General features: G+C 47.7%; 19 protein-coding genes. 4 read left to right on the plus strand and 15 right to left on the minus strand.

The features are described from left to right. Positions 1 to 10: 10 nt before the first annotated feature. The 3 genes from ACO05E_RS10320 to ACO05E_RS10330 all read right to left on the minus strand — a co-directional run bounded on the left by ACO05E_RS10320 (position 11) and on the right by ACO05E_RS10330 (position 4229). Complete coding sequence (locus tag ACO05E_RS10320; RefSeq protein WP_419812849.1) at positions 11 to 1174, minus strand: DUF1513 domain-containing protein; 1164 nt, start codon at positions 1172 to 1174, stop codon at positions 11 to 13. Beyond that, entirely contained in the window at positions 1171 to 2649 is a 1479-nt protein-coding gene (locus ACO05E_RS10325) for a di-heme oxidoredictase family protein (protein ID WP_419812850.1), read from the minus strand. Before ACO05E_RS10325 ends, ACO05E_RS10320 begins: the two co-directional genes overlap by 4 nt. 107 nt (positions 2650 to 2756) lie before the next feature. Continuing rightward, positions 2757 to 4229: an imelysin family protein gene (locus ACO05E_RS10330; protein ID WP_419812851.1), complete on the minus strand. Its 1473-nt coding sequence runs from the start codon at positions 4227 to 4229 to the stop codon at positions 2757 to 2759. A gap of 217 nt (positions 4230 to 4446) precedes the next feature. On the opposite strand from ACO05E_RS10330, the gene ACO05E_RS10335 reads away from it, so the two are divergent. Then, positions 4447 to 5754 (plus strand): cytochrome-c peroxidase, encoded by a 1308-nt coding sequence (locus tag ACO05E_RS10335; protein WP_419812852.1) that lies wholly within the window; start codon positions 4447 to 4449, stop codon positions 5752 to 5754. 123 nt (positions 5755 to 5877) lie between these two features. Then, positions 5878 to 6666, plus strand: coding sequence for a TIGR01458 family HAD-type hydrolase (locus ACO05E_RS10340; protein WP_419812853.1), 789 nt, complete (start codon positions 5878 to 5880; stop codon positions 6664 to 6666). A 22-nt stretch (positions 6667 to 6688) separates the two neighbouring features. On the opposite strand, the gene ybaK is transcribed toward ACO05E_RS10340, so the two are convergent. From ybaK to ACO05E_RS10365, 5 genes are all read right to left on the minus strand, one after another. Beyond that, positions 6689 to 7162, minus strand: a complete 474-nt coding sequence (gene ybaK / locus ACO05E_RS10345; protein ID WP_419812854.1) for a Cys-tRNA(Pro) deacylase — start codon at positions 7160 to 7162, stop codon at positions 6689 to 6691. Beyond that, entirely contained in the window at positions 7159 to 7389 is a 231-nt protein-coding gene (locus ACO05E_RS10350; protein WP_419812855.1) for a DUF1653 domain-containing protein, read from the minus strand. Before ACO05E_RS10350 ends, ybaK begins: the two co-directional genes overlap by 4 nt. Positions 7390 to 7402: 13 nt before the next feature. Next, the gene (locus ACO05E_RS10355; protein WP_419812856.1) at positions 7403 to 8095 is read right to left on the minus strand and encodes an SIMPL domain-containing protein; all 693 of its coding nucleotides are present in this window, start codon (positions 8093 to 8095) and stop codon (positions 7403 to 7405) included. Positions 8096 to 8121: 26 nt separating this feature from the next. After that, positions 8122 to 8430 carry a DUF1244 domain-containing protein gene (locus tag ACO05E_RS10360; RefSeq protein WP_419812857.1) on the minus strand — a complete coding sequence of 103 codons (309 nt, stop codon included), beginning with the start codon at positions 8428 to 8430 and terminating at the stop codon, positions 8122 to 8124. Positions 8431 to 8553: 123 nt separating this feature from the next. Continuing rightward, on the minus strand, positions 8554 to 8937 hold the full coding sequence (locus tag ACO05E_RS10365; protein ID WP_419812858.1) for a hypothetical protein: 384 nt from the start codon (positions 8935 to 8937) through the stop codon (positions 8554 to 8556). A 110-nt stretch (positions 8938 to 9047) separates the two neighbouring features. Here ACO05E_RS10365 and ACO05E_RS10370 point away from each other — a divergent pair, with 110 nt between their 5' ends. Together ACO05E_RS10370 and ACO05E_RS10375 are read left to right on the plus strand one after the other, a co-directional pair. Then, positions 9048 to 9998 (plus strand): AraC family transcriptional regulator, encoded by a 951-nt coding sequence (locus ACO05E_RS10370; protein ID WP_419812859.1) that lies wholly within the window; start codon positions 9048 to 9050, stop codon positions 9996 to 9998. 5 nt (positions 9999 to 10003) lie between these two features. Further along, on the plus strand, positions 10004 to 10459 hold the full coding sequence (locus tag ACO05E_RS10375; RefSeq protein ID WP_419812860.1) for a hypothetical protein: 456 nt from the start codon (positions 10004 to 10006) through the stop codon (positions 10457 to 10459). Here the strand turns inward: ACO05E_RS10375 and ACO05E_RS10380 are convergent. The 7 genes from ACO05E_RS10380 to ACO05E_RS10410 all read right to left on the minus strand — a co-directional run bounded on the left by ACO05E_RS10380 (position 10456) and on the right by ACO05E_RS10410 (position 14377). Beyond that, positions 10456 to 10779, minus strand: coding sequence for a peptidylprolyl isomerase (locus tag ACO05E_RS10380; RefSeq protein WP_419812861.1), 324 nt, complete (start codon positions 10777 to 10779; stop codon positions 10456 to 10458). The two genes, ACO05E_RS10375 and ACO05E_RS10380, sit on opposite strands and share 4 nt — an antisense overlap. 86 nt (positions 10780 to 10865) lie before the next feature. Further along, positions 10866 to 11381, minus strand: a complete 516-nt coding sequence (locus ACO05E_RS10385) for a paraquat-inducible protein A (protein WP_419812862.1) — start codon at positions 11379 to 11381, stop codon at positions 10866 to 10868. 16 nt (positions 11382 to 11397) lie between these two features. Beyond that, entirely contained in the window at positions 11398 to 11652 is a 255-nt protein-coding gene (minE, locus tag ACO05E_RS10390) for a cell division topological specificity factor MinE (RefSeq protein ID WP_419812863.1), read from the minus strand. A 10-nt stretch (positions 11653 to 11662) separates the two neighbouring features. Then, entirely contained in the window at positions 11663 to 12469 is an 807-nt protein-coding gene (gene minD / locus ACO05E_RS10395; RefSeq protein ID WP_419812864.1) for a septum site-determining protein MinD, read from the minus strand. Between the two features lie 53 nt (positions 12470 to 12522). Then, positions 12523 to 13233 carry a septum site-determining protein MinC gene (gene minC, locus ACO05E_RS10400; protein ID WP_419812865.1) on the minus strand — a complete coding sequence of 237 codons (711 nt, stop codon included), beginning with the start codon at positions 13231 to 13233 and terminating at the stop codon, positions 12523 to 12525. 5 nt (positions 13234 to 13238) lie between these two features. After that, positions 13239 to 13592: a HopJ type III effector protein gene (locus ACO05E_RS10405; protein ID WP_419812866.1), complete on the minus strand. Its 354-nt coding sequence runs from the start codon at positions 13590 to 13592 to the stop codon at positions 13239 to 13241. A gap of 119 nt (positions 13593 to 13711) precedes the next feature. After that, a complete protein-coding gene (locus ACO05E_RS10410) occupies positions 13712 to 14377 on the minus strand; it encodes a hypothetical protein (protein ID WP_419812867.1) in 666 nt (221 codons plus the stop codon). Positions 14378 to 14450 lie beyond the last annotated feature (73 nt).

The following is a 14450-nucleotide window of genomic DNA, read 5'->3' on the forward strand; positions in this document are numbered from 1 at the left end:
ATACCTGTTTTTATCCTGCTAAATTAATGGCCAGCATATGGTTATCCCAGGCCATCATCGGGAAATCTAATCGCAGGCTGGGGTTTTCCTGCAGAGTGTTTGTTTCGATCTGGCGGATTTTTCCGGCGGAGTTTGACAGCACAAAATGTGTTTTTTGCTGGTTCAGAGTGAGGCCGCACACATCGTGAAAACGGTGGTAGCCCTGTAACGAACCATCATCCAGATTCCAGAACATCGCCAGATCGCCACGTGGGCTGGTAAAGGCGGCAAGGCGTTGTGCTGAGGCAATAACAACGCTGCCCATATAATCATTTAATGCCACGGTTAATGTTTCTGGTGCTTGCAGCAGTTGAACTTCTGCTCCCGCTTTATGTACACCCGCCAGCGGGACTAAATGATTATCAGCCATGGCCTGACGTTGTACCTGCATACCAAAGGCGACGCTGCCATCATCGGCAATATCAAAGTGGCGGATACTGGCCTTCTTTTCAGCAACCCGGTGCTGGCTGATTAACTGGCCGTTGCGGCTATCGATATAGGTCAGGCTGGAATCCATGGTTTCCAGATTTAAGACTTTACGGCCGGAGTCTGGATGAGTTAATAAACCGCCATTAGCAACCACTAATATGTCGCTGCCCGGCATCATTTTAAGCTCATGGGGGCCAATGCCATAACTCGGAAAAATACTAACAACTTCAAGAGAATTGCTGTCACGCACTACAATTTTTCCCTCACCTAATTGATAGTCAGACTCGCTGGTAAAAATATACTGACCATCATGGCTGTAGGTGGCGTGACCGTGCATATGATGCTGTTCCGGGCTGTTAAACTCCCGGGTTTCACCCGACGCGATATTCACTTCCAGCCCGATTAAGCCCGGGCGACGTGACATCATAATCGCTTTTTCAGGTTGAGTCGGATGCTGGCAAATACCATGGCCACGAAAACCGGAAGGAATATTAACGGCTTGTTGCTTGTCTGCGGTAATTGCACCTAAGCCGTAGTTATCCGCTATTTTTCCCTGAGCACTGAGCCAATACTCATGATGAGTGTTTTGGTGAGTGCTTTGCAGTTTATGAGCATGAAAAACCCCGGCGGTAAATGCAGGAAGGGTGACACTGGTTAATGCCAGTGTTTTTAACAGCTGTCGTTTGTATAAATCCACGTCTTTCATAATGACTCCACAAACTGAATCAGTGCGTCCCGCTTAGCCTGTTCAAAACTGATAAAGGTCGCTTTGACGGCGGCCGCTTCTCCGCCATGCCATAAAATGGCTTCTTCAATGGTTTGTGCACGGCCATCGTGCAGTAATGCCTTACTGCCATTCACTTGTTCCTGAATGCCAATTCCCCATAACGGCGCGGTACGCCATTCAGAACCGGATGCGGTAAAGTCCGGACGGTTATCGGCTAAATCCGGGCCCATGTCGTGAATTAAGAAATCACTGTAAGGCCAGATTTTCTGATTACCCAGATGTGGGTTTTGCTCACTGCTTTGGGTGGTAAAACCCGGGTTATGGCAGTGCTGACAACCGGCCTGATAAAAATAGTTACGGCCCTTTATAACATCGGGGTGGTTGGTATTTCTGCGCTCAACCGGAGCCAGGTTGCGATTAAAATTCACCACTAAATCCAGTAAGTCGTCTGCCAGCTCAACATTCTGCACATCGTTGCCCGTTGGTGCTTTTAAACAAGCCGTTTGTTGTGCGCTGCATGGCTGACCTGGGAATAAGGTAGTGCTGATGCCAACATCACCATTAAAAGCGGCGGCGGTCTGAACTTTTACCGAGGGTTTATTGGCTTTCCAGCCAAAACGACCTGCGACAGTCTGCTCTGTTTCATTGTCCCAGATGTGATTAACCCGGCCGGAAATACCATCTTGGTTGAGGTCGTTTTCATCGGCTAAGGCCGTAATTTCGGCCTGCGGAATTAACTCAATTAATCCCATACCATGAATTGGCGGTGCCAGGCGCAAGCTGGTTAAGGTATTTTCACCCAACTCGCCGTAACCCAGATTTTCAAAATGTAATTGCGGTTTTCTTAACCGGACTTTATGACCATCCGGATAAACAAACTCTGAGAATTGCCAATCAATAAAGACATACGCCTCCGGGGCAATATCGTGCTTCAGTTGATCATTATCTTTTTGCGAATGGCGTAATTGATGTGCCAGCGAGGTGGATTGCCCCTGTACCTGATCGCCATAAATTGGATGAGGAATTACACCATGATGCTGCAGCATCGCCTGATGCTCAGGACTGTTGGTTGCCGGAATACTTAAACGCACCAGTGAACTTAACATCGGGATTTCTCCGTTTTCCGGTACAAATCCTTTGCCGCCTTTAATGTGACACATCAGGCAGGTGCGTGAATTATAAAGCGGCCCGAGGCCATCGCGCATGGTCGTGACGGTGGGGGCTTTAACCCAGGGTTGGTTGGCGAGGGCTTTACCGGCATGAAAATCCGGGCGTAATGACTGTGGCAAGTTCGCCGCCGGGTGCTCAAAGCTGGCAAATGGCTTTATTGAGACGGTGGTGTCGCCACCGGGTTTGTTTTCGGCCGGATCGAATGGCGGCGCAAACGAGTCATCTTTCTGAGTGCAGGCGCTGAGCATGATGGCGCTGAACAGGATAATCAATAAATCTCTCATAATACGTCTCAGGAGAAAATGACTTAATTGGTAATGATAATCGTTATTTAAAATGGCAAATAGCAAAAAGCCGGGCAGTGCCCGGCTTTTTGCTGCTTTATGCCAGATTACTCAGGGCATTTTTCACCAGGCTTGGTGGTGTCACAGCCAGAAGCGTCTGGATCAACAACTTCACCCAGACCCAGCGCGGTAGCCACGTTCTGGATTGCAACAGACTGTTGATTCAGCGCCAGAATGGTGGTGCGAACCGGGTTGGTGTCGTTACGGTTAGCATCCATAATCAGTACGTCGAATGGACGGTTGTTGGTACGAGCTTCTGCATCGATACGGTTGTAGTTAGCTTCGGTCAGAGACAGAACGCCCTTCATGGTGGTGTTCAGAGCAATCTGGTTGTTCTCTAACAGGTACTCTTCGATACCGTAACCATCAACCGCATTGGTGGTAGCATCAATCTGACCATCCAGCGTGCTGTCGTAGCCTTTGTATTCGCCGTAGTAGCTGTTTGCCACACCTAAGGCGTTCAGTACTACATCACGGTGGGTGTTATCAGAGAAACAAGAGTGTTCGTCTTCCTGAGAGTTACCCGCATAAGCGATTTGCATACGCTCACCGGCCAGTTCACCTTCAGACAGCGTGCCCATACCCGTCAGGATTTCAGTCAGACGCTGATTAGCTTCTGCATCGCTGGTAATGGTGGTGAAGGCTGTGCGGTAATCGGCACCTTGCTTCCAGCCATCACGAACATCTTTTAAGTCAGCAACCAGTTTGGCAGCAGCAACTTCCAGGTACTGGTGACGACGGTCAGCTTTTGAATCGGTAGTGAAGTCAGTCAGAGGACGCTTACCACCCATTGCACCGGTATTTACTGCTTCATCACGATCGGTACCATCAGTTGCAGTATTGTCGGTAGTGTTCAGATCCTGGCCCCACAGCAGGAATTCGATAGCGTGGTAGCCAGCAATAACATCGTGTTCGTCATCCGCAGTGGCGGTATTAGCCAGCAGATCTGCATCAATAGTAATGCTTGCCTGACCAATAATGTTGTTGTCCTGATCCGCTGCAGCTGCAGCATCAAGAGCACCATTACCATTGATGCCCGCATCGTTTGCGGTTACACCAACCTGATCATCACCGAAGTCAGAGTTGTTAGTCACAACATAGTCAATCAGAGCTTCACCCAGAGGCCAGGCGTTGATATCACCTTCCGGACCATCTTCGTCTTCGTAGTTGGTGGAATCGATCGGGCTGTTACGGAAGCGATAAACTTCAGTCTGGCCATAAGGCTCACGCGCAATTAACCAGGCTTTTTTAGCGGCTGTCAGTAACTCGGCAGCTTTAGCATCATCACGATCAGCATCGGCCTTGGTTGCTTCTGCTTTAAATGCTGCCAGCGCCGCTTGCAGGTCTTCAGCTGTTTTAACTGAGTCGTTATAAGCTGCCAGTGCAATATCAGCATTAGTATTCAGAACATTCTGAACCTGAGGGTTGGAGTAAACATCATTGTCATCATCGTCGTCACTGCCACAGGCAACCAGCATGGTCGCAGCAGCAAAGTAGGCGGCTAACTTAGTCAGTTTCATAATCGCTTTCCTGAGAGTTGAGTTAATACATATGCCGCCAGTCAAGTAACCTTGCGATTTGTACGGCTATATTCGCTGGAAAACACGATAATTCAAATGAGAATGATTGGCAATAAGTATTTCATATATAAATAGATCTCGATCAATTTTATAAGCTGGTTTCATTCTCATCTGGGGAGTAATATTTGCTTCTGAATCAATGCGGGTAAGAATGATTATGATGTACCGGATACTGGTAGCAGCGATGACGGCCTGGGCTTTATCAGGCTGTAGCGGCGGTGGCTCTTCAGGAGGTAATTCATCGGGTGGCGAACAGCCAGCTGAGACACTGAATAAAGCTGAACTGGGGGAAAAACTGTTTTCTGATACCAATTTGTCGTTTAACCGCAGCCAGTCATGCGCCACTTGCCATAACCCGCAGCATGGATTTGTTGATGTGCGTCGTAACGATGCCAGCGATGGCGATCGCCCGGCTCCGGCTTCTCTGGGTGATAACGGTACTTCCATTGGTGATCGCAATGCTCCCACAGCGGCGTACATGGCATTTAGCCCTGATTTTAATAAAGGTACTCGCCGGCGTGCGCCAAGTCAGCGTACCAGTGGTATTGGCGAGTATTCGGGCTATCTGGGTGGGCAGTTTCATGATGGTCGTGCCAAAGATTTAGCAGCACAGGCTGGTGGTCCACCAACTAATCCGGGTGAAATGGCTATGCCGGATAAAGCCTCAGTGGTGGCCCGTATTCAGGAAAATACAGAATATGTGGCGTCTTTTAAAGCCGTGTTTGGTGAGACAATTTTTGATAACAGCGATGCGGCTTACGATGCGATGGCAGATGCCATTGGTGAATTCGAATTTAGCCAGGCCGAAATGTTTTATCCATTTGATTCCAAATACGATAAATCATTAAAAGGCGAATACTTTTATGAGCCGGACAGCTTAGCGGCCACAGGCAGAACTCTGTTCTTCTCCTCCGACTTTACTTGTGCCGCCTGTCATCAGTTGCGCAACAGCAATACTGATCCGGGAGAAATCTTTACCAGCTTTGAGTATCACAATATTGGTGTGCCGGAAAATACCCGTTTGCGCGCGGTGAATGGTGTTGCTGAAGACTTTGTTGATCTGGGTTTAGCACTTAACCCGGCGGTTCCAGATTCTGAAAAAGCCGAGAATGAAGGTAAGTTTAAAGTACCAACGATGCGTGATGTGGCGATTACCGCACCATATATGCACAACGGTGTGTTTGATACACTGGAAGCGGTACTGGCTTTTTATGAGCACGCCAAGATACGGGCGCGGCAGCAAAATAATCCACAATTAGTAAATACCCTGCTTAATCCTGAGACCAATCAGGCATTCCGTGTACCTGAGGTCAATCGTAATATTGAGCATGCTTTATTGGGTGGCAATGATAAAACACTGACTCCAGAAACGATCAAAGCGTTTGAATGCTTTTTTATGACCTTAACCGATGAGCGTTATGAGTCATTACTGGATGCACAAAAAGTAACGGAGTGTGGCATTTAAGTTTGTCTATATGTAACTTTTTGAAAGGTTGTCGTAACTGACAGCCTTTTTTCGTTTAATCGTTTGTGTTTTTTGCGTCCTGGCTGAGCTAGTTTAAAAGAAACAGCCAGCGGGGTAGCGACTATGCAAGCAATTCTGTTTGATATTGATGGAGTCATCTATCAGCAGGGGGCCATCATTGATGGTGCAGCAGAGACTCTGAAATGGCTGCGCCAGCAACAGATTCCCTATTTATTTGTTTCAAACGCCACAACCTTATCCCGGGAGCAAATCAGCGCTCGTCTGAATTCCTCTGAAATCCCGTGCTCTCCAGATCAGATCTTAACGCCTGCTGTGGCAGCCCGGGACTGGATCGCCTCTCACCCGGGTAAAAAAATGGCGGTATTTGTTCCCGATGCTATCCGTCATGAATTTGATGATGTGGTGAGTTTTAATGATAAAGAAGCGCAGGGCGTGATTATTGGTGATCTGGGTGCTAACTGGAATTATTTCATCCTGAATCGCGCCTTCCGTATTCTGATGAAATCGCCTGATACCTTGTTGATGGGATTAGGAATGTCGCGTTTTCAGGCAGACGAGCAGGGGTTACAGCTGGATGCCGGGCCTTTTGTCAAAGCGTTGGAATTTGCATCCAATAAGTCTGCTCTGGTGATGGGAAAACCGGCGTCATCGTTTTTCCAGCAGGCACTGAATCATCTGGGTGTAAAACCCGAGCAGGCATTAATGGTTGGTGATGACCTGATGTCGGATGTGATGGCCGCTAAAAACTGTGGCATTCATGGTTGTTTAGTGCGCACCGGAAAATACCAGCGGCAGGATGAATTGGGAGTGATTAAACCCGAATTTATTATTGATTCAATCAAAGACTTGCCGGGCTTATGGATGGAAGGTCAGCTGGCTAAGGTGAGCTGAGCCGCTGATAAAGATTTATAAGTCAGGCCACAATAGTGGCAAAGGATGCACGAGTCAGCTTTGCTAAATCGTGTGGTGAAAGTTCAATTTCCAGACCTCGTTTGCCAGCACTGACATTGACTTGAGGCTGTGATTCAGCGCTACTATCGATCATGGTGGGCAGCGCTTTTTTTTGTCCGATCGGGCTGATGCCGCCAACAATATAACCGGTAGTTCGCTCAGCAACTTTAGGGTCGGCCATTTCCGCTTTTTTGGCACCAAACGCTTTAGCAATCGCCTTTAAACTCAGCTGATGACTCACTGGAATCACAGCAACACCTAACTGGCTTTTATGGCCTGTCAGGCTGACTAATAAAGTTTTAAATACCTGAGCCGGATTTAACCCTAATGCTGCCGCGGCTTCCTCGCCGTAAGATTCACTGTTTGGGTCGTGTTGGTATTCGTGCACAGTGAACGCAATGTTGGCTTTTTTAGCGCTGTTAATAGCTGGGGTCATTCAGCATCAGCCTCGATAAGCTCAAACCGGGGTTTAATTTCACCATTAATATCAATGGTTTCAATAAACATCTCATACGGACGAACCCAGCTGCTGAAGTCTCCGTATAACATTTTATACAGAACTAACGCTTCTTCGGTTTCAGAATGTTTCACGATTCCGATCACCTGATATTCCATGCCTTTATAATGGCGATAGCGGCCTGGTTTAATGGCTGGCGCTGACATTTCTCATCCCACTTTATTTTAATTGGTAACGGACAATAACTCTGGCTTCGATGTTTTGCTTCTGAATTAACATGGGCGCAGGCGCCGCCGATTCATCAGCTGACATAGCCTTTGCCATCGCCATCATAGGTTGTGGCGCATGGGCATTTTCTTCCTGAATCATTAATACCTTACCCAGTTTGTTATCACTGGCCTGTGCCATTAGTGATGCTTTAGCAAAAGCGGCCTTTACGGCTTTGGCGAACGCCTGATTTTTCAGCCCCTGACGGTCATTGAACTTTAACTGGCTGCCATGAATCCGAATTTCATCAATCATTAACAGTTGATGGGCCAGTTCGGCATAGTCTTCTTTATCTCGTAACGTAATGCTGACATCGCGGGTAACCTGTTCGCCGCGATATTCACGACGGTTGTTAATCCAGTCATATTGAGGTTGATTATGAATCTGAGCGGCATCAATGTCTGCTTCAGCAATGTTCAGTGATTGGGTGGTTTTCAGCAGCTGGTTCATCGCCTGATCCACCTGCTGTTTGGCTTGTTTTAAACTGCTGGCGGTTGCCTGAACGTTCAGATTAATCTGCAGATAATCCGGCATCGCCAGAATATTACCCTGACCACTAACCTGGATATAACGCTCATCGGCCAGAGTGATTACCGATAACGTCATGCTGCTGATAACCATCAGCGAGAGTATCAATGCGCGCATTAGCCGATCCTTGTTATTAATAACGGTTATTTTTGTTTCGCTTCAAACTGAGCCAGTTGTTCTGGCGTCGCTGGTTTTTGGTGTTTTTCTTTCCACTCGCTGTAAGGCATGCCGTAGACGGCTTCGCGTGCCTGGTCGTAGTCTACGGCCAGATTCTCTGCTTCAGCCGCTGACTTATACCATTTAGCCAGACAGTTGCGGCAGAAATTAGCCAGATTCATCAGCTCGATATTCTGAACCTCTTTGTTGTCGTCCAGATGTTGCAATAAACGACGAAAGGTGGCGGCTTCAATAGCTTGTTGTTGTTCCGGGGTTAGTTGTTCGGGAGAAGACATAGTAAAAATCCGGTTGATAAATCACCCGATTACTATATAAAAAACACGGCGATAAATCCGTAAAGAAAAGAAAAAAGGCGCCCGAAGACGCCTAAGGAGGTAGGATAGAAAACAACTTAAAACTTACTTGATCACATCCAGGTCATACCATGGAGTTGGGTTGATCGGGCAACGGAAACGCACACCTTCTTTACCAATGCTAACGCGAGAAACACGCTTCTCACCTGGCTCCAGTGGGAACATATCCAGGTTTGATTTGGTGGCCAGATCCTGAATTTGGAAGCCAACTAACTTGTCTGATTTATTGGTGATAACAAATTCATATTCACCCGCTTTTAAACCTGCCACTGTTTCGTGGGCAGAGAAATAACCATTGTATTCATCCAGGTTAATAACAGTTACACCATCTTCACGGGTAACCGGTGTGCCTGCTAATGCACCCAGGCTTAAAGTTGCCAATACCAGTAATGCGAACGTTTGGCGCAGGGTCTGAAATACGTTTTTCATGATGTGTGTCCTTTGTAGGTTAGGTATTAATAATCGCTGGTTGTTGCCAGCTGATGTACACACTATAGTGATGTTGTTGTGGATTAATAATGCTTAATGGTGTTAAAAACATGTCAAATAGTCCAAGCAGTGAGATTTCAAACCCTGAAGCAAACAATGTGGATATCGGCCAGCCGGATGCCCTCAGCTCTTTGCTGATTGGCTTACAACTGCACGGAGAAGTGTATGTCAGTGGCAGCTTTTGTGGTGCCTGGGCGGTCGATACTTCCGGCAAGCGTCATATTCCATTTCATCTGGTGAGTGCCGGACGTGCCTGGCTACATATCGAAGGGCAGCCATCCCGGGTATTAAATGCCGGTGACCTGGTGCTGTTTCCACGTGATCTGGCGCATACCATTTCTCATAGTGAACAACCGCCTGCTGCAGAATTGGTAAATGCCGGATTTGATTCGAGTGAGCCGGTAACCACAGAAATGATTTGTGGCTATTTTGATTTCACCAATAAAGCGGCGTGGCCGTTATTAGACAGTCTGGAAGATGTGATTGTGTTGGATTTAAGCCAGCAAAGTCTGCAACCCGTATTGCGGGCGTTTATTGATTATATCGTCGCTGAACTTAAACAACGTAACCCCGGTTTTCTGGCAGTGGTGAATCAGCTGGTGTATCTGTTATTTGTTCAGGTGATTCGCCAGCAAATTGAAAGTGGCCGGTTAAAAGAAGGTTTGTTGGTGGCCTTGTTTGATCCCAAAATCAGCAAAGCGCTGGCTGCAATTCACAACCAGCCACAACACAACTGGAGTTTAGTGAGCCTGGCGCAGGAATCCGGCATGGGGCGCTCTTCGTTTGCTGCGCTGTTTCAGAGACTGGTCGGCATGCCAGCGATGCGTTATCTGACCTTGTGGCGTATGCGTGAAGCTACGGAGCTGTTGAAATACACCAACCGCTCGATGCTCGATATTGCTGAGCAATGTGGTTATGAATCAGAAGCCGCGTTTCGTAAAGCCTTTAAACAAACCACTGGAGAGACTCCGGGGGCGATTCGTAAGCAGGCAAAATATTAAAAGAGATGACTGTGTTTTTTGATGAATTATTAATATGCCTAACTCCAGACTCTGGTGAGAATAGCGATTTTGTTTTCTTATATGGAGTGGGTGATCAATGCGCGCCTCATATTCTGGTGTACGAGGTGGCGCGGGATTTTTTATCGGCACCTAAACGCTTTGCTATTGTTGAAATTCGATCCAGCACACCAGGAGCCGTTGAGCTGGATTCAGATAATGAGTATGAAGGAGTGATTTATAACGAAGATGGCAGTATGCCAACGCTGGGTTTTTTTATAGTGCAGGACGGCGTAGTTAAGAATGGCGATTCAATACAAGGTGGAGAGGCTTATAGCGAGCAACATATTCTGATTAGCCTGGCAGCGCAGCGGATTGAGTTATTGGCTGACTCAGTCACCGTTAAACAATCGCTGATTGCCACCAGTGCCAGAGAAGCACTGGGGTTGTATTTAATGGATTAGATATCGCTATCGGCCAGTTCGTCGGTTAACACTTCGCGTTCCAGTTTGGCGACAGGCTTGAGGATATGAAACCCCATATGAGTTTTTACCGCTGGTGTATAGGGCGTTTCGCCATTCCAGTCACTCAGGGCTTTAACCAGTGCAGCCGGTAAGGTATCGATGTGGTGGTAACCTGCAAATCCCTGATTGCTGGCTGATTGGCAAGCGGAGTATTCTTCCGCTAAGTCACCAAAATCCGCACCCAGCTCCAGTTCTTTAACGATGTCGTCGGCCAATAATGGGCTTTTTAACAGAATATGGTGCAGGGCTACGGTGGTCATACAGTCGCTACTCAATAATAAAGTGGATAGCGAAAAGTTTAGCAGAAGATTGTATTCGCGCTTTCTATATGGAGTTATAGATCGCGCTATTTATTTGTTGAGGCTTGATATGCCAGTAACTGTCCCGAAGCGATCGACAATAAACAGAACGCAGTAAACCAGTAGAACCCTTGCAGTAATTCAGCCTCCAGTTCGGCAGTAGCCTGAGCGGTAAAGAAGGACACCAGAATGGCGACCACAAATACATCAGCCATTGACCATTTACTCACCGCAGCAATAAAGCGCCAGCGACCGGGCGAGGGTTTTAACCAGGTGAAAATAATCAGCAGCGCTTTGCTTACCGGAATCACCACACTGAAGGTGACAATGGCAACCGCAACGCCACTGTAGCCCAGATTATGCAGGGTCTCGACGGTTTCCCATATGGAGCGGGTTTCATGGAACATCTGAGTTTTTAAGCCAAATAAGCTCACTGAAGCGCTCAGAGTCATAATGGGCTCCATTACGCCCGGATATAACAGGCCATAACTGATGATGGCCAGTAGCAGGCCAACGCGCTGCACCCAGGACTTCTGAGTCCAGCTGTTGATAAGTGTTTGCATAGCGTAAAAGAGAAGGTTATTGATCTTCTGGCAAGGTCACATTGAGTTCCAGCACCGACGTTTGCCCTTGCTGCTCCAGTTGTACGTTCACATCGTTATCTTCGATCTGAACGTATTTGCGAATTACTGCCAGAATTTCCTGCTGTAACTGGGGCAGGTAATCCGGACCGTTATTACGCAGACGGTCGTGGGCGACCAGAACACGCAGGCGCTCTTTGGCGACGTTGGCGGAAGTTTTTTGCTCCTTGCGAAACATATCCATCAAACTCATGCTGCTCTCCTCAGCCACCAAAGACACGTTTCAGGAAGCCTTTTTTCTGCTTCTCGAGAAAACGATGTGGGCGATCTTCACCTAAATAACGGGCAACGGCATCATCGTACGCTTGGCCGGCATCACTTTCTTCATCGTGAGTAACCGGGATACCCTGGTTGGAGGCTTTGAGTACGGCTTCGGATTCCGGGATAACACCCAGCAGTGGAATAGCAAGAATTTCTTCCACATCTTCGACCGATAACATTTCGCCGCGATCAACCCGCTCCGGGTTGTAGCGGGTCAGCAATAAATGCTCTTTCACACTTTTGCCTTGCTCAGCCATGCGCGACTTGCTTTGCAGAATACCAATGATACGGTCTGAGTCGCGTACCGAAGACACTTCCGGATTAGTGACAATGATGGCTTCTTCAGCAAAATACAGTGCCATCTGAGCGCCATGCTCGATGCCTGCCGGAGAGTCACAGATGATGTAATCAAAATCTGTGGATAAATCGTTCAGCACTTTTTCCACGCCCTCAATGGTCAGGGCATCTTTGTCACGGGTTTGTGAGGCTGGTAAAACAAACAGATTTTCAAGACGTTTGTCTTTGATCAGCGCTTGCTTCAGAGTGGCTTCACCCTGAACAACGTTGACGAAGTCGTATACCACGCGGCGCTCACAACCCATGACCAGATCGAGGTTACGCAGACCCACATCGAAGTCGATAACAACGGTTTTATTCCCTTTCATCGCCAGTGCGGCAGAAATGGCTGCACTGGAGGTGGTTTTTCCCACTCCGCCTTTACCGGAGGTAACAACGATGATTTTAGCCAAGGCGTGAATCCCTTAATTTTAGTGTCGTGTCGTATTTAAACTGCAAGCAGTATTTATGAAACACCCATAATGTTCAAGTTAGCGCTATCGTCAGCGTCACTCTGGTTGAGCTGAATCACCACTGGCTGTTTATGCCGCTCGTGTTGATCTTCAAACAACTTATATTGCCCGGCGATGGCAACCAATTCTGCTTCAAATTGTTGAGCGCTGATAATTGCCGCTTCGCAACCTTTGGCTCCGGCCAGCGCCCGGCCACGCAAGGCGCCGTAAATATGGACATCACCCGTGGCAATCACTTCAGCACCAGCACTGACCATACCCATAATGAACAGGTCACCATCAAAATACAGTTGCTGGCCTGAGCGTACGTTCGCGCTGTGAATTTTAACGGCACGCTGATGTTTTTCTTCAACAGCGGGCTGATTTTTTACAGCATTTTGCGAAGCCGAAGGAGCGTGTTTGGTTTGTCCACGTCCCAGGTCTGCCAGTTGCAAATCATTTAGCTGTGGTTGAATGGTGCCTGGGCAATTTTTGACGGCAACCGCCTGTAATCCTGAGTTCCGACAAATAGTTTTTAACTGTGCCAGATCGATGGCATCCAATCCGTTGAGGTCCAGCACGCAGGGCAGGTTATTAAATAACGCTGGGGCTTCAGCTTTTTTCTGCGCCAGCTGCTGCTGAATCTGTTCCAGGTCATCGCCGCTGAAGGTCAGGGTGGTCAGCGGGACTAATCCCGCTTTGATTTTGACGTCCGTGCTAGTCATAGCATTCAGGCTTTTTGTTGCAGTGGGAACTGCTCAAAGGTGATATCGGCTAAGCCTTCTTTTAACAAATGACGCAGATTGTGATGGTTGTCCACATCCGGAGTGGCAACCACATCACGGTGATGTTCGCCAAAACAACGTAATGCCTGTCCCTGAGTCAGCTCCAGCAGCTGTGCCAGGGCAAAAACTTTGCAGCTGCCCTGATTCTGATCAACGGCATTGGCAACCGAACCATTCTGGAAAGCTGATGGTGTGAAATCAAACCAGGTTTCGATAAAGGCGAGGGTACTGGCAAATTGATGGTCATCGCTTTGCAGTTGTTGCAGGAAGGTAGCTTTGGCTTGTGGGAAATCGCTCATTCGACAGTCTCGGTACTTATTGGTAAAAAATTAGATTCACAATAAATTAGATAAACAAGCCCGCAAGGCTACCATTGCGGGCTGAGACTGTCATTGTTTGGGGAGAGGCTGAGTTATTTTTATGAATCCGCTCTCAGGCCCAATGCTTCTTCAAAATGAGTCACTGCTTCGTAGATCGGAGTCAGTTCGGTGTTTGTTGAACCTGAGTTCGCAACCAGAGCGATGACGGCTGAATCCGATTCGAAATCACAGGCAGGCACATCAAAATCAATCACTGTGGCTACATCTTTTGCTGCTTCTGTGATGGTAATGCCATTTTCAGCATCGCCATCCCGATCCAGTGTTTGCAGCAGACGTAACATGTTAATGACTTCTGGAGCTGATACATCATCGGTATCGGCCAGATTTAACGGTGTCACAGTTTCGCTGGCGGGTACTGTTGGGAACTCGAGGTCACCAATAAAGAATGTGATGCTTTCGCCTTCCAGGTACTGGAATTGGCCTTTCGAGTCGGTGACGCCTTGTAAAGAATCGGTGCGATAGCCGATGTTGATCACTGCGCTGTCGACAAAGGCACCTGTGAGTCTTGCAGTGCTGTCTTTCTCATCCGGAGTCTGGCTATCTCCAGGGTTTGATGTATCTCCTGGATTTTGAGTATCGTCTCCAAATGACGGGGTATCATCTGCGGCAAATAAATTATCACCTTCTGAAGATGATCCGCCACCGCCACCACAAGCGGTTAACAGAGTTACAATGGCAGTCAGTGCAATCAGTTCTTTAATCATTTTAACGATCTCTACATTCGATTAAATCAAAATCCTTCGGGTCAGTATCCTCTCTGACACTCACAATAGGCAG

Origin of the sequence: Bacterioplanoides sp., assembly GCF_965226395.1 — a bacterium.
Taxonomy (GTDB): domain Bacteria; phylum Pseudomonadota; class Gammaproteobacteria; order Pseudomonadales; family Oceanobacteraceae; genus Bacterioplanoides.